General features: G+C 51.8%; 11 protein-coding genes. 3 read left to right on the top strand and 8 right to left on the bottom strand.

The window, feature by feature from the left end; all coding sequences use genetic code 11:
• Positions 1–8 precede the first annotated feature (8 nt).
• Positions 9–503: a peptidylprolyl isomerase B gene (gene ppiB / locus M2403_RS04385; protein ID WP_152327925.1), complete on the bottom strand. Its 495-nt coding sequence runs from the start codon at positions 501–503 to the stop codon at positions 9–11.
• Positions 504–730: 227 nt separating this feature from the next.
• Between ppiB and cysS the strand changes: the two genes are divergently transcribed.
• Both cysS and alkA read left to right on the top strand, forming a co-directional pair.
• Entirely contained in the window at positions 731–2,122 is a 1,392-nt protein-coding gene (gene cysS / locus M2403_RS04380; RefSeq protein ID WP_259228602.1) for a cysteine--tRNA ligase, read from the top strand.
• A 90-nt stretch (positions 2,123–2,212) separates the two neighbouring features.
• Entirely contained in the window at positions 2,213–3,076 is an 864-nt protein-coding gene (alkA, locus tag M2403_RS04375) for a DNA-3-methyladenine glycosylase 2 (RefSeq protein ID WP_259228660.1), read from the top strand.
• Here the strand turns inward: alkA and M2403_RS04370 are convergent, their stop codons facing one another.
• The 3 genes from M2403_RS04370 to M2403_RS04360 all read right to left on the bottom strand — a co-directional run bounded on the left by M2403_RS04370 (position 3,077) and on the right by M2403_RS04360 (position 7,211).
• Positions 3,077–5,344: a PAS domain S-box protein gene (locus M2403_RS04370; RefSeq protein WP_259228601.1), complete on the bottom strand. Its 2,268-nt coding sequence runs from the start codon at positions 5,342–5,344 to the stop codon at positions 3,077–3,079.
• 205 nt (positions 5,345–5,549) lie between these two features.
• Positions 5,550–6,989: a magnesium transporter gene (gene mgtE / locus M2403_RS04365; protein ID WP_208949917.1), complete on the bottom strand. Its 1,440-nt coding sequence runs from the start codon at positions 6,987–6,989 to the stop codon at positions 5,550–5,552.
• A 9-nt stretch (positions 6,990–6,998) separates the two neighbouring features.
• Positions 6,999–7,211 (bottom strand): YfgG family protein, encoded by a 213-nt coding sequence (locus M2403_RS04360; protein WP_152327930.1) that lies wholly within the window; start codon positions 7,209–7,211, stop codon positions 6,999–7,001.
• 510 nt (positions 7,212–7,721) lie between these two features.
• Between M2403_RS04360 and M2403_RS04355 the strand changes: the two genes are divergently transcribed.
• A complete protein-coding gene (locus M2403_RS04355; protein ID WP_235937366.1) occupies positions 7,722–9,953 on the top strand; it encodes an EAL domain-containing protein in 2,232 nt (743 codons plus the stop codon).
• Between the two features lie 72 nt (positions 9,954–10,025).
• Here M2403_RS04355 and ppx read toward each other — a convergent pair whose 3' ends face one another.
• The 4 genes from ppx to purN all read right to left on the bottom strand — a co-directional run bounded on the left by ppx (position 10,026) and on the right by purN (position 15,411).
• Positions 10,026–11,576 carry an exopolyphosphatase gene (gene ppx, locus M2403_RS04350; RefSeq protein ID WP_152327932.1) on the bottom strand — a complete coding sequence of 517 codons (1,551 nt, stop codon included), beginning with the start codon at positions 11,574–11,576 and terminating at the stop codon, positions 10,026–10,028.
• 22 nt (positions 11,577–11,598) lie between these two features.
• A complete protein-coding gene (gene ppk1, locus M2403_RS04345) occupies positions 11,599–13,668 on the bottom strand; it encodes a polyphosphate kinase 1 (protein ID WP_152327933.1) in 2,070 nt (689 codons plus the stop codon).
• 304 nt (positions 13,669–13,972) lie between these two features.
• On the bottom strand, positions 13,973–14,548 hold the full coding sequence (gene speG, locus M2403_RS04340; RefSeq protein WP_152327934.1) for a spermidine N1-acetyltransferase: 576 nt from the start codon (positions 14,546–14,548) through the stop codon (positions 13,973–13,975).
• A 224-nt stretch (positions 14,549–14,772) separates the two neighbouring features.
• Positions 14,773–15,411 (bottom strand): phosphoribosylglycinamide formyltransferase, encoded by a 639-nt coding sequence (gene purN, locus M2403_RS04335; RefSeq protein ID WP_217153234.1) that lies wholly within the window; start codon positions 15,409–15,411, stop codon positions 14,773–14,775.
• Positions 15,412–15,432 lie beyond the last annotated feature (21 nt).

Raw genomic sequence — 15,432 nt, 5'->3', positions numbered from 1 at the left:
GACGCTAATTATTCGCTGATGGTGACGCTTTTGATCACAACATCTTCTTTTGGAACGTCCTGGTGCATACCGCTGCGGCCCGTTTTAACGGCTTTGATTGCGTCAACCACGTCCTGACCTTCAACCACTTCTGCAAATACGCAGTAGCCCCAACCCTGCGCGTTTTTGCCGCTGTGGTTAAGGAAATCGTTGTCAGTAACGTTGATGAAGAACTGTGCGGTGGCAGAATGCGGATCGTTAGTACGCGCCATCGCCAGCGTGCCTTTGGTGTTTTTCAGGCCGTTATCCGCTTCGTTATCGATAGGTGCGTCGGTGTTTTTCTGGTTCATGCCTGGCTCAAAACCGCCGCCCTGGATCATGAAACCGTTAATCACACGATGGAAAATTGTGTTGTCGTAGAAGCCTTTACGGCAATAGTTCAGGAAGTTTTCAACCGTGGCTGGCGCTTTGTCAGCGAAAGTTTTAATGACGATGTCGCCGTGGTTGGTGTGGAAAGTGACCATAATTATCATCCTGCTAATGTTGATGTGTGCTCTCTGTAAGAGTCGTTACTATAGCCTTTTCTTATACCATAACTCAAAAGTTGCCGTCAGCAGCGCCTTTGTGACCACTAAAGCCCGTCCGGCGGCCTTATGCCGTTTCGGTGAAATCATTTTCGTTATATTATGGCCGTTAGTGTCGCTTAACTGCGCCAACGTCATTTTCTACGCCCAACACACGGAATAGCCTGATGCTGAAGATTTTTAATACCCTGAGTCGCCAAAAAGAGGAATTCAAGCCAATTCATGCCGGTAAAGTCGGGATGTACGTGTGTGGGATCACTGTTTACGACCTGTGTCACATCGGCCACGGTCGCACCTTTGTGTCTTTCGACGTGGTTTCGCGTTACCTGCGTTACCTCGGTTATGACCTGAAATATGTGCGTAACATCACCGATATCGACGACAAAATCATTAAACGTGCCGCTGAAAATGGCGAAACTTTTATGGCATTGACCGACCGTATGATCGCCGAAATGCACGCGGATTTTGCTGCCCTGAATATTCTGCCGCCGGATTCTGAGCCGCGCGCGACCGGACACATTCATGAAATCATCGATATCGTGCAGAAGCTGATCGACCGCGATCACGCTTATGTCGCCTCCAATGGCGACGTGATGTTCTGGGTGGAAAGTGATCCGGATTACGGTGTGTTATCCCGTCAGGATTTGGATCAGTTGCAGGCTGGCGCACGCGTCGAAGTTGAAGCTAACGTGAAGCGTAATCCGATGGATTTCGTGCTGTGGAAAATGTCCAAACCGGGCGAACCGAGCTGGACCTCTCCGTGGGGCGAGGGCCGTCCGGGCTGGCACATCGAATGTTCTGCGATGAACTGCAAGCAGCTGGGCGCGCATTTTGATATTCACGGTGGCGGTTCAGACCTGATGTTCCCGCACCACGAAAACGAAATTGCGCAGTCAAGCTGCGCACACGACGGCCCGTATGTGAACACCTGGATGCACTCCGGCATGGTCATGATTGACCGCGAAAAGATGTCCAAATCACTGGATAACTTCTTTACCGTGCGCGATGTGCTGAAATATTACGATGCGGAAAGCGTGCGTTACTTCCTGATGTCCGGCCACTATCGTAGCCAGCTGAACTACAGCGAAGAGAACCTGAAACTTGCGCGTACCTCGATGGAACGTCTGTACACCTCTCTGCGTGGTACTGACGCCAGCGCAACGCCTGCTGGTGGCGACGCGTTTGTGACGCGTTTTCGTGCGGCAATGGACGACGATTTTAATACGCCGGAAGCCTATTCCGTGCTGTTCGATATGGCGCGCGACATTAACCGTCTGAAAACGGAAGATATGGCGGCGGCAAACGGTCTGGCAGCAGAACTGCGTCAGCTGGCGGGCGTGCTCGGCTTGCTGGAGCAAGATCCGGAGCAGTTCCTGAAATCCGGTGCGCAGGCAGATAATGACGATGAAGTCGCTGAAATCGAAGCGTTAATCAAACAGCGTAACGATGCCCGCGCCAGCAAAGACTGGGGCATGGCGGATAAGGCGCGCGACCGCCTGAATGAAATGGGTATCGTGCTGGAAGATGGGGCAAACGGAACCACCTGGCGCCGTAAATAATCTCCTTCAGACTCCATTTATTTTGGAGATGCAAGATCTCAACAGCCTCCTTTCTGGAGGCTTTTTTATAAGGACTGTCCTGTGACTCAAATGCTTCTGACGTATCAGCCTCCGTATGACTGGCAGTGGATGACCGCGTTTCTTGGCGCACGTGCCTTGCAGGGCATCGAGCAGCAGGACGGCGAATTTTATCAGCGCACACTGGCGGTGATGCACAACGGCGTGCGGCTGAGCGGCTGGTTGCGGTTGCGTCCTTTGCCGGACCTTAACAGTGTCGAACTGGAGGTTTCGCCGTCGCTGGCTCCGGTTGCAGAAAATGTAGCGCAGCAGGTGCGGCGGTTACTGGATCTGGATGCGCAGCCATTACTGATCGCTGAAGGTTTAGGTCCGCTGGCCGAAAACGCCGTGGGACTCCGTCTGCCGGGCTGTATAAATCGTTTTGAGCTGACGGTGAGGGCGATACTGGGTCAGCTGGTCAGTGTGAAAATGGCGGCAACGCTGGCGACGCGGCTGACGGAAAAATGGGGCGAACCGCTGAGCACGCCTTTTGCGGCGCTGACGCATCTGTTTCCGTCTCCGGCGGCAATCGCGAAATTAACGGTCGATGATTTACGCGGTATCGGTGTGCAGGCCAAACGCGCGGCGTGCCTGATTAATATTGCACAATCGGTGGAAGAAGGGCGGTTGCCGCTCGATGACATTACCGATGTGCAGGAAGGTGTCAGACAGTTGCTGGCGATGCCGGGCATTGGCAGCTGGACGGCGAGTTATGTGGCGATGCGCGCGTGGTCTGCGCCTGATGTTTTTCTGGGCGGCGATTATCTGATTAAGCAGCGCTTTCCCGGAATGACGCCGGGGAAAATCGCCCGTTACGCCGAGGTCTGGAAGCCGTGGCGCACTTACGCCACGCTGCATTTATGGTTCAACAATGACTGGCAGCCTGATTTGCCCTGACTATTCCGTTCCGTTCTGAGGCGGCGACACGGATTGCGGGGCGTGGGCGGTTGCGGTTTTCTGGTCGGCTTCGTATTTGAAAACCTGCCCGCGGCCGTTACGTTTGGCGGTATAACAGGCCATATCGGCCTGCGCCATAAATTCACTGCCGCTGATGTGCGGATTACAAATTTGCGTCAGCCCTGCGCTGGCGCCGATGCGGTACATTTTCCCTTCCCACATAAAGTGGTACGCGTTGATCTTATCCACCAGTTGCTGAACCATGCCGAGCCCTTGTTCCATCGGACAATCAAACAGAATCAGCGCAAATTCATCACCACCCAGACGCGCGAGACGATCGCTGTTGCGGATATGTTCCTGCATCAGCGTGCTCAGCTGACGCAACAACTCATCGCCCGCTGCGTGGCCCGCACTGTCATTGATCGCTTTGAAACGGTCGAGATCGATAAACGCCAGCGTGTGAACCTGATGACGCGTCGCCGTCAGGTTTAGCGCTTTTTTCAGGCTCGATTCAAAACTGCCGCGGTTAGACAGGCCGGTCAGCAAATCGTGGGACGCGCTGTAGCTGAGTTTGCGCATCAGCTCGCGGGATTTACTGACGTCCTGAAGTACCAGCACGATACCGATCGGCTCATCTTTCAGCGTGCGCAGCGGCGAAACGGCCAGCTGGACATCAAACAAACCGGTGTCGTGGCCGTGCAGCACGAGGGAACGTTCCACGGAAGAGTGCAGGTTTTCGTTGATATCAAATTGCAGCAGGTTGTCGATAAGCGGCCCGTCCGGCCCTTTGCTGATCAACACGATCCGGTTTACCGGCTGCCCCTGCGCCTGCTGCTCTGACCAGCCGGTCATTTTCTCCGCCACCGGATTCATGAACGTAATATTCATATTCCGGTCGGTGGAAATCACGGCTTCATTGATCGAATTCAGGGTGATGTGCAGCAGCTCTTTTTCTTCATGCAGCGCTTCAGACAGCCGTTTGTTGGTCATTTCCGTGTGTTTGAGTTCGTTAATATCCTCAATCTGAGAAATGAAATACAGCGGGTTGTGGTGTTCATCACGCACCAGCGAAACCGCCAGCAAAGCCCAGACGAGTTCACCATTGCGGCATAAATAGCGTTTTTCCATGGTGTAGCTCTGGATTTCATCATCGAGCAACTGCTTGAACAACGTGAGATCTTTGCCTAAGTCTTCCTGATAGGTTATTTCCTGAAACGACAGCGTAGTCAGATACTCTGCTTCATAACCCAAAAGGTTGCACAGCGCCTTGTTGACCTGGAGCAGTTTTCCCTGCGGAGAAACCAGTGTCATTCCGATGGCCGAATATTCCATGGCGTTACGAAAGCGGTTTTCGCTCTGGGTAATGTGTGATTTCTCCATGCGCAAGGAATGCATGGCCATGGCCATCGCATTAGCTGGCATCAGGATCAGCAGCAGCGGCAGGAAAATTAACCCCTGCGGGATTTGCATCACTGTATGGGGCTGAACGTTGATAATCCCGCTGGTGTGCAGCAGGGCAATCATCAGCGTCATCGAAAGGAAAATAATAAAGGCTTCAATACGCGGCAGGCGGATGGCGCACCACAGCAGCGGAATGGTGATAAACGCGAAGGTGTAAGGCAGCCATTTCAGTGCGAGAAAACCGGCGATCAGCGTCAGAATCAGTGTCAGAGCCAGCTCAAAAAAACGCTGAGAAGTGAGATTTTTGCTGAAATAACCGCGCTGATAAATCAGCCCCAGCGGCGTGAGTGCCAGGATCGCCACGGCCTCAGACATAAACCAGGTTGCAAAACGGTTTTGCAATTCGCCTGGTGAATGAATGTGCAGGATGAACAGCATCATGATCACCGAACTGATCAGCGGGCAGAAAACCACGGCAATCAGCAAAAACTTCGCCCAGGAACCGAGACCGGAAAGCGGATCCCGCTGTGGCAACATCCGGCGCAACAATACTGCACACAAAGACGCTTCAATCAGGTTGTTGAGCAGATAAGGAAAATAGCGCGGGAACGGCGTACCCATGACCGCATGGGCGGCGGCAATGCCCAGAGACGCGGCGCAAAGCAACGGCAGCCACTGGCGATAAGGGTGATGAAAAAGGACCGGGATAAGCAACGCAGTGGGCAGCCATAAACCCGCCAGGCTCGACTGTCTCTGAATAACGTTCATGCACGCAAGCGCCAGCAGGCAGATAGCAATACCTAAAAGCAGGGGGGCTTTCCAGTCTGCCCTGTGAACTATGAGAGAAGGTGGTTGGCTTCTTTCCACGATGAAAACCCTTTTCTGACCGGCGGCGAATGACAAACAAATGCGGTAATAGCTGTTGTTCTATTTTTTACTCGTCGCGGCAGTGTGGGGATCGCGCGGCGGCATGTTATCAGTATCGGAAAATCAGAATGAATTATTAATATAAATTCTACATTACGGTGTAATAGATAACGAATATTCCGGCCCGAAAGCCGGAAAGTGTGCGTCAAAGCAAGAAAATAGTGGCAAGGCCCAGGAAGATAAAGAAACCGCCGGTGTCAGTCAGCGCGGTGATCATCACGCTGGAACCCACGGCAGGGTCACGGCCAAGGCGAACCATGGTCAGAGGAATAACCACGCCCATCAGCGCGGCCAGCAGGAGATTCAGCACCATCGCCAGCGTCATCACAGCGCCCATCTGCCAGTCGCTGTACAGCAGCCACGTCACCACGCCCATCAGCCCGCCCCAAACCAGGCCGTTGATCAGCGCTACACCCAACTCCCTGAACATCAGAAATCTTAGGTTACCGAGCTGAACATGGTGTAGCGCCAGCCCGCGGACAATCATCGTGATGGTTTGATTGCCGGTATTACCGCCGATCCCGGCGACAATCGGCATCAGCGCGGCAAGGGCCACAAGTTGTGAAATAGTATGTTCAAACAGGCCTATAACGCGCGAGGCGACAAACGCCGTACACAAATTGATAGCCAGCCAGGCCCAGCGGTTTCGTACGGCCTTTCTGACCGGAGAAAACACATCTTCTTCCGGGCTCAGGCCGCCCATCCGGCGCAGATTGCTGTCGGTGTCGTTATTCACGAAATCAACAATCTCTTCCACCGCCAGACGTCCCATCAGTTTGCCTTTTTTATCCACCACCGGGGCGGTAATCAGGTCATAACGTTCAAACGCGCTGGCTGCGTCTTCGGCCTTATCTTCCGGCTCAAAACTGGTGAAGTCGGTGATCATGACGTCAGAAACCGGCGTATGCGGCGGGTTCAGTAAAATTGTGGTCAGCGGGAGTTCGCCGAGCAGCGTATTTTTCCGGTCGGTAATGAATAACTTATCGGTCGCTTGCGGAATGGTTTTACGCAGACGAAGAAAGCGCTGCACGGTGCCCAGCGTGACATCCGGGCGAACGCTCAGCAGCTCGAAATCCATGATACGGCCCACGCATTCCTTGCTGAACTTCATGACTTCGCGGACTTTATCGCGCTGGCGCGGGTCGAGGGACGTCAGAACCCGACCAATCAGGTCACGCGGAAGGTATTCGGCGAGATACACCTGATCGTCCACGTCGAGCAGCGACATGGTTTTGAGCAGGTCTTTATCGCTCATCTCTTCAATCAGGCTGTCCCAGACGGTTTCTGAAACTTCGACCAGCGCTTTACCGCGCGCCGACGGCTCAACCAGGCTCCATAACGCCAGACGTTCACGGATAGGTAATGCTTCCAGCACGTCGGCGACGTCCGCCGCATGCAATTTTTGTACGCGCGCGCTGAGTTCGGCGGTGTTATCCATCAGCGTGGCACGCGTTGCGTCATCCACATCCAGGTCTTCGCCCAGAATGCTCTCAGCCAGATTGTCGGTATTCAGAAGGAGATCGAGGATCCTGCTGCGGCTTTCCGCCAGCTTTTGGCCGTAATTCTTAGGTTTTTCGGCAGACATTCGAGATCCTTATTCCTTGAAGTAACGGCAACTTTTCAGCGTGCCGGTACATGTTTTTTCGGGGGTCTGATCTCGTCGGGTTTCGGTTGGCGTTTCGGACTGTTTTTGGTTCTGATGATGCGTATACGCGCCGATAGCTGAGTAGACGAGACGGCCGAACAAAATAATGAAACTTATCGATAAAACGATTTTCGTCATCTTGATGTTGGATTTTCGAGACATAATTAAGATCGCTTAAGTGGTTCCTGGCTCCGGTAGCGGGAAAGAAAGAGGATAAATAATAATATTTACAATATATAACAGAACTAAACGGGCAACCAGATAATCAAAAAAAGCGCAAAAATGGCGATTTGACCTCCGGTGAAAGCCTCACTGCATAGAATTTTTCTCTTTGTTTCATGATTCTAATCCAAATAAGATTTTTCACTTCATTCATCGCGTGATTAATTTGTTTTGGATGATTTTTAGTGAAAATCGTAAAGATTCTGTTTAATGATCTGCATCAAAGGATTTAAGATAAGTCGCATTAGAATCCAGCCATAATTTAAATATCTGCGACCAGGCTTTCGTCCGCTGTATTCTTTTCTTCCGCATTTTTTTCTGTGAAATGACATTTTTACAATGATAACGGAGAGCGGAGCTGTCGCCACTGCTGCCGGATTGCCTGACGTCCGTGACATCCTAAATCACTCACCGCTGCATGAACCTCATGCGCAAACGTAGATGGACTTGATGCGTAAAAATTTCTCCTGGCATGACCTGCGCCACAAATGGTGGGGACTTCCCGTTATTTGCGCGCTGGTATTGATTCCAGTGACGTCATGGCTTTCGCCGATCATTATGCTGCCGGAAGGCCGGACGTATCTGATCTACATGCCGCTGGCAACGTGCGTTGCCTTACTGATGGTATTTGACTGGGCGGCTTTCCCGGGCATTGTCCTCACGCTTTTCCTGCGTTATTACCTGCGTGTCGGTTTTGACATGAGCGTGCTGATGACGGTGATTTATTTCACGTCACTGTTTCTCGCATGGCTGGGTTATCGCTGGCAGGCCGGGAACCGCTGGTCGGCTCCGTTGGGATTAATGACGCTGGCGAAAGTTCGTGTTGGCTGGCTGCTGATTTTTCTGACGTTCTTTTTTATGATCGTCTTGCAGATTGTCGTGGAAAGCGGGCTTTTACCCGGTTATCTGGGCATGGCGACCGCAGAGTTTGTCACCCTCAGAACGCTGGTCAATTTGCAGGCAATGATTTTAGGGATCTTGCTTAACTCTCACGTTATTTATCTGGTTATCCGCCTGATCCGTCAGCCACGTTATTTCCGCGTGTTGCGCATGATGTTGAGAAAACAGCGTGCGCCGGGCGTGAAACGTCTCGAAGTGCTGCTGTGGTTTGTTGTGCTGACCTTCATGGTGACGTTGCTGTGCATTCCGGGGCTCAGCGAGCCGTTTACCAAGATTTTGCTCAGCGACTATACGCTGACACTGCTTTTCCCGGTGCTGCTGTTCGGCGCGCTGCGTTATGGCTATTACTTCATCAGCATCGTCTGGACGGTTACGCTTACCGTCTTATTCAATAACTATCAGGGTTTTATCTCTGAACACGGGTTTACACATAATCTGGTCTTTGTTTCTGCGCTCATGCTGGTTTATACCGTGACGCTGTTACTCATGTCGGTGCTTTCTTCCCGTCAGCGTCTGCTGATGAAAAAATTCAGCGCCGCGGCGTTGCAGGATCCGGTCTTTGGCCTGCCCAACCTGCGCGCGTTTAACCGTGATCTGGCCCGTCATCCGCGCTCAATGTTGTGCTTCATCCGCGTTTCGGACATGGATGTGCTGAGCCGCAACTACGGCATGCAGTTGCGTATCCAGTTTAAACAGCAACTGGCGCTGGGGCTGAATCCTTATTTGCAGGACGGTGAGCGGGTTTACCACCTGCCGGGATATGATTTGGTTCTGCGTTTAAACTGCGAAGACGCCGATAAAAAGCTTCAGTATTTGCATGATTATCTGGAAGATTTCCGGCTGATCTGGAACGGTCTGCCGCTGCATCCGAACATCGGCTTATCCTATTGCACAGTCTATTCCCCGGTTGAGCATTTGCCGATTTTGCTCGGCGAACTCAGTGGTATTGCGGAAGTTTCCCTGACCACCGGTCAGCCAGAATCCAATAAAAGCGACCACAGTCAGGTTCAGCTGGAGATTAAAGAGAAAGTCGACATGCTGCATAAAATCCAGCGTGCCCTTGATGACGACCGCTTTGTGCTGATGGCGCAGCCGATACTGGGCGTGCGCGGCGACAGTTATCATGAGATTCTGCTGCGCCTGTTTGATGGTGAACAGGAATCACTGGTGACGCCGGATAAATTCCTGCCGGTGGTGCATGAGTTCGGTCTTTCTTATCAGATGGATATGTGGGTTCTGCGGCACACGCTGATGTTTATTCATCAGAACCGCGTGCGTCTTCCCAGCCTGCGTTTTGCCGTGAACTTTACACCATCCACGCTGTGCCGCCCGACGTTTACCCGCGATTTTAAAACGCTGATGCTGGAATTTGAGATCGAACCGTTCCAGATCGTTTTAGAAGTTACGGAATCGCATCTACTTCAAAACATGAAGTATGCGGATTATGCGATGCGTGAACTGCGCTCTTATGGCTGCCGGATTGCGATTGACGACTTCGGCACCGGTTACGCCAGTTATGGCCGCCTCAAGGCGATTCAGGCTGATATTTTGAAGATTGACGGCAGTTTTGTGCGCAACATGCTGACCGATCCGCTGGACGGATACATTGTGCAGTCAATTTGTCAGGTGGCGCGCATGAAACATCTGTCGATTGTGGCGGAATACGTGGAAACCGAAGAGCAGAAAGCGGCACTTCACGCACTGGGCGTGGATTATATGCAGGGGTATCTGGTGGGCAAGCCTCTGCCGCTGGCCTCGCTGCTGGAATTTCAAAAAAACTGATTTATCAGTACGCTGAAAAGTTAAAAGCCCTCTGAGCATAAAATGCCAGAGGGCTTTTTTTATTGTCCGGATTTATTTGTCAGAAGGCTCAGCGTCTTCTTCTTCGAGCATCAGTTTCCAGCCCGTGACATCGTTCCAGTAGCTTTGTTCGCGTTCGAAATCGAGCTGAACCAGGTTATTCTGGGCCAGATATCCCGCCGGGAAACGCAGCGTCCAGTGATTATCATCGGTCGATAACCGCAGGGATTCCGGCGTGGTTGTCGACTGGCGCTGGTTGTTGAGCAACGCCCCCAGACGCAGCAGCTGAATCAGCGGAATATAATGCTTCTTCTTAAACAAATTCAGGCGCGGCAGTTCTTCGAGCTTGATGGCTTTGCGGTGAAAACGCACCAGCGTCGCCAGCAGCGTTTGCTGTTCCTGATTAAAGCCCGGCAAGTTGGTATTTTGCAGGATATAAGAAGAATGCTTGTGCATGCCGGTGTGGTTGATGCTCAGGCCGACCTCATGCAGCATGGCGCTGAATTTCAGCAGAGATTCGAGCTGCGGCTGTACCAGTTTGGTATTTTGCGCCAGCCATTGGGCATACAACTGTTCCGTCGTTTCAAGCACGCGGCGCGCCTGTTCCCGGTCGATATTGTAATGCTCGGCCAGGCTTTTCGCCGTGCGGGTGCGGATATCCTGATGACGGAACCGGCCTTCCATTTCATACAACACGCCTTCACGCAGCGCGCCGTCGGAAAGGCGTAATTCTTTCACCGCCAGCGCATCAAACACGCCGCGCAGAATCGCCAGGCCGGGAACGAATACCGACTGACGATCTTCTGATAAGCCCGGCAACTCCAGCGCACTGAAATTCTTAAAGTTCAGCACGGCTTCGGTCAGCATTTCCAGCCGTTCAGGGGTAATCAGACCGTCTTTTTCACCCATTTCGACCAGCACTTCATGGGCGGCTTTGATACTGCCTGAGGCGCCCAGCGCATACTGCCAGCCTTGCAGACGATACTGCCACGCCAGTGTTTCGAGTTTCTGTGCGGCGGCGAGTTGTGCGCGTTTGAAATTGCTGCGGCTGATTTCACCGTCGGGGAAAAACATCTGCGCAAAACTGACGCAACCCATGCGGCGGCTTTCGGCCAGTAGCGGCTCGAAATCTTCGCCGATGACCAGTTCAGTCGAACCGCCGCCAATGTCGACCACCAGCTTGCGGCCTTTTTCAGGTTGCGTGTGTTCAACGCCCATAAAAATCAGACGTGCTTCTTCCTGACCGGAAATAATTTCTATCGGATACGGGATTACTTCGGCGGCGCGCTTGAGGAATTCCTCAGCGTTCACCGCCTGACGCAGCGTATGGGTTCCAACGATAGTGACGTTATTTTCCGGAAAACCCTGCAGGCGTTCAGCAAATAAAGCCAGGCAATCCAGCCCGCGTTGAATGGCTTCTTCACTGAGCACATTTTTATTGTTGAGGCCATCGGCCAGGTGAACGCGCTGTTTCAGGCGTCCCAGCACCTGCAATGCGCCGTTAACGACGCGGGCGATCACCATATGGAAACTGTTCGATCCGAGGTCGATCGCAGCAATTTCCTGTGGCTTGGCATTCAATGGGCTGCTGCTTTTAAGGGGCATAGTTGTGTAACGCTCCAGGGGTTCAGGCTTGCTGACTTTGTTGTTCCAGATCTTTGAGATATTCGTAAATCGCCAGTTGTGCGCGCACTTTGCGACGATTTCCGCGTGGAACATACCGGTTGCTCAGTTCTTTATCAATCACTCTGGCTTTTACCGTGTCGCTGAACAGCAGTTCGAGAATGTCCAGAACGCGCTGTTTCAGGCGCGGATCGAGCAGGGCGACAGCCACTTCAATGCGGTAATCAATATTTCGGGTCATCCAGTCAGCGGAAGACAGGAAGACTTTGGTATCGCCGCCATTTTCAAAGACATAAACGCGATCGTGTTCAAGATAGCGGTCGATGATACTGGTGACCTGAATGTTTTCGCTGAAGCCGGGTAAGTTGGGCACCAGTGAACACATGCCGCGGATCAGCAGGCGGATTTTGACGCCCACATTCGACGCGACGTACAGACGATCAATCAGCCCTTTGTCCACCAGATTGTTGATCTTCAGCGTAATGCCGCCGGTTCCGCCAGCCTGCACGTTGGCGATCTCTTTGTCGATCAGGCGGTAAAGCATGTCGCGCGAGTTTTGCGGCGACACCATCAGATGTTCGAAAGAAACCGGGCGGTAAGGGTTTTCAATAAAGTTGAAGACGCGACGGACTTCGTTGGTGATACGCGCATCAGCGGTCAGCAGCGAATAGTCGGTATAAAGCCGCGCGGTTTTCTCGTTAAAGTTACCGGTCCCAATATGAGCATAGCGGACAATTTCATCGCCTTCGCGGCGCGAGATAAGAAAGAGTTTTGCGTGAATTTTCAGACCCGGCGCAGAGAAAATAACGTGTACACCGGCTTCCGTCAGACGTTTCGCCCAGTGAATGTTAGCTTCTTCATCGAAACGCGCCTGCAACTCAACAACAACCGTCACTTTCTTGCCGTTATGCGCGGCGTGGATCATCGATTCAATAATGCGTGAGTCTTTTGCCACGCGGTAAATATTGATTTTTATCGATAAAACGTTCGGATCAAACGATGCCTGGCGCAACAGTTCGAGAACGTGCTCAAACGTGTGGTATGGGTAATACAGCAACACGTCCTGTTCACGAATAGCGGCAAAGCCGTTACGGAATTTATCGAACCACAAATGACGCAGGCGTGGCAGAGGGCGGTTGACCAGATTGGCTTTGCCGACGTTTGGGAAACCAATGAAATCTTTAAAGTTGTGGTAACGGCCACCGGCAATTACAGAATCGTAGTTGGAAATACCGAGCTTGCCGCGAAGCAATTCCACCATTTCATCCGGCATGTCGCGCTGATAGACAAAACGCACCGGCTCGGCGGTCAGACGCTGTTTCAGGCTCGATGACATGAGTTCCAGCAGGCTGGATTCCATTTCTGTGACCAGATCGTATTCGGCGTCGCGGGTCATTTTCATCGAATAGGCATTCAGCGCATCGTAATCGAAGAAGCCTTTGAAAATGTCGTCGAGGCAATAACGCAGAATGTTATCCAGCAGGATCATCGGCTTGCGGCGGCGCGGCGCTTCCGGTGGCAGGTTAACGAAACGCGGAACTTTATCGGACGGGATTTCCAGCAGGGCGTAGTGAATCTCTTCGCCGCGGATAATTTCTACCGCCAGATAGGTGTAATCGTCTTTGAGGAATTGCACCAGATTGGTGTCGTGATTAATGAGGATCGGCGTAATGTGCTGGCGCAGCTGATGTTTGAAATACTGACGCAACCAGGCTTGCTGGTTTTCCGACACCTGACGCTCGTTAATCAGGAAAATTTGATTACGTGCCATTTCCAGCAGTAAATCGTTGTAGAGACTGTCAAATTCCTGATCAATGCGAAGCACTTTTGCCTGAATTTTTTTCAGCAAATGACGGGACGCGCCAAGAAAACCCTGTTCCTCACTGATGAGGATCCGCCGTTTTAAATCAGCAAAGCGGACTTTATAAAACTCATCCAGATTATTGGAGTAAATCCCTAAAAAACGCATCCTTTCGATCAGGGGATTACTTTTGTCTGCCGCTTCCTGCAACACGCGCTCATTGAAGGACAGCCAGCTTAGTTCTTTCTCGATATAAAGCTTTTCCTGACCCATTTTCACTCCGTTCATTTGGCTTACAACCTGGCCCATACAGGCAAATCGCCTGAAAAACACCGCAATTTAGCTCAACGTGATCTTCATGTTACCCGTCTGTTTCAAAGCCGGGCGCAACAGGAAGCCTTTTGTGAGAGGGCCTAGTGTCTACTACCAATATTGCGAAAGATTGACAGGAAAGTCCAACACTACAGGGGATGAATCAAGGAGAGTTTATGCAGGGGGAATAAATGAGGATCAAAAGCGGGAAAAGTCTTACCGGTGAAGGCGTTGTCGCCCTCACCGGTAAGGTATTTATGCGAAATCAGACGGCGCTGGCACCAATAAGAGATTCAGGTTTGACCTGAACAGGCTTAGTTTTATATTTCGCCAGGAACTGAGGCTGGAAAATACACATGCGGATGGCGCTGCGATATTCGCCGTTCACAAAGAATTCCTGCTTCAGTTCGCCTTCAAGTTCAAATCCGAGTTTGCTGTAAATATGAATCGCCTTTTTATTTTCTTTGTCGACGATTAAATACAGCTTATAGAGGTTCAGAACGGAGAAGGCATAATCCATGGCCAGACGGACGGCATCACCGGCAAAGCCTTTACCCTGATGCTGCGGGTCGATGATTATCTGAAATTCCGCGCGGCGGTGAATATGATTAATTTCGACCAGTTCGACTAATCCGACCGGTCCGCCCTGGAATTCAATAATAAAGCGACGCTCGCTTTGGTCATGAATATGTTTGTTATAGAGATCTGTCAGTTCGACGAACGCCTCGTAAGGCTCTTCAAACCAGTAACGCATGATGCTGGCGTTATTATCAAGACGGTGAACAAACGACAGGTCATCCTTTTCCAGTGGACGTAATCTGACGCTGTTATTGCTAAACATGGGGTGTTCCTCAAAAAATCAAAAAGCCGTTTTACCTGAGGTAACCTTCGTGAATATGAGATCTGAAACAACCGTGTTTCAGATGAAGGTCGGCGCACAAACGACGTTTAAACGTGCGCCGGGATGGGCATTATATCGGGTGAAATGTAAACAAGTGTCAAATGACAGAAAATAAAAAACCGGCACGGGGCCGGTTTATAGTGAAATCATCGCGCTTAAGCAGATTAATCCGCCGCGTAACCCTGTTCAGGCAGTGGATTATTATCCAGTAGCGCCTGTCCGTTTTGCAAGGACAAACGTCCTTCAACAAACCAGCTGACCACCAGCGGATAAATGCTGTGTTCCTGCGTTTGCACACGCGCCACCAGCTCTTCTTCAGTGTCTTCGGTAAACACCGGGACTTTCGCCTGCAATATGACAGGGCCACCGTCGAGCTGCTCAGTGACAAAATGCACCGATGTGCCGTGCTCGGTATCCTGATTTTCAATCGCCTGGCGGTGAGTGTGAAGACCCGGATATTTCGGCAACAGGGAAGGGTGGATGTTGATCATCCGTCCGGCAAAGCGCTGAACGAATTCTGCGGTGAGGATACGCATATACCCGGCGAGTACCACCAGATCGGGCCGGAATGTGTCGATGGCATCGGCCAGTGCGACATCAAACGCGGCGCGATCTTCGTAGGCTTTGACATCCAGCGCATGCGCCGGAATGTGGGCAGTACGGGCTCTTTCAAGCCCGTAAGCGGCGGATTTGTTGCTGAAAACAGCGCAGATTTCTGCGTTGATCCTTCCCTGCTGGCAGGCATCGATCAGGGCCTGTAAATTGCTTCCCTCGCCCGATACCAGAACCACAATCCTTTTCATTTCTATACCTGTCTTCAGTGG

Origin of the sequence: Rahnella sp. BIGb0603 (assembly GCF_024808755.1) — a bacterium.
Taxonomy (GTDB): Bacteria; Pseudomonadota; Gammaproteobacteria; order Enterobacterales; family Enterobacteriaceae; genus Rahnella; species Rahnella contaminans.
The sequence above is the reverse complement of the archived record's forward strand: the minus strand, read 5'-3'. Positions and strand labels throughout refer to the sequence as shown.

Coding starts and splice junctions, on each gene's coding strand:
- ppk1 (WP_152327933.1), bottom strand. CDS start 13,668: ATGGGTCAGGAAAAGCTTTATATCGAGAAAGAACTAAGCTGGCTGTCC.
- alkA (WP_259228660.1), top strand. CDS start 2,213: ATGCTTCTGACGTATCAGCCTCCGTATGACTGGCAGTGGATGACCGCG.
- ppiB (WP_152327925.1), bottom strand. CDS start 503: ATGGTCACTTTCCACACCAACCACGGCGACATCGTCATTAAAACTTTC.
- cysS (WP_259228602.1), top strand. CDS start 731: ATGCTGAAGATTTTTAATACCCTGAGTCGCCAAAAAGAGGAATTCAAG.
- purN (WP_217153234.1), bottom strand. CDS start 15,411: ATGAAAAGGATTGTGGTTCTGGTATCGGGCGAGGGAAGCAATTTACAG.
- M2403_RS04360 (WP_152327930.1), bottom strand. CDS start 7,211: ATGTCTCGAAAATCCAACATCAAGATGACGAAAATCGTTTTATCGATA.
- ppx (WP_152327932.1), bottom strand. CDS start 11,576: ATGCCCCTTAAAAGCAGCAGCCCATTGAATGCCAAGCCACAGGAAATT.
- M2403_RS04355 (WP_235937366.1), top strand. CDS start 7,722: ATGCGTAAAAATTTCTCCTGGCATGACCTGCGCCACAAATGGTGGGGA.
- mgtE (WP_208949917.1), bottom strand. CDS start 6,989: ATGTCTGCCGAAAAACCTAAGAATTACGGCCAAAAGCTGGCGGAAAGC.
- speG (WP_152327934.1), bottom strand. CDS start 14,548: ATGTTTAGCAATAACAGCGTCAGATTACGTCCACTGGAAAAGGATGAC.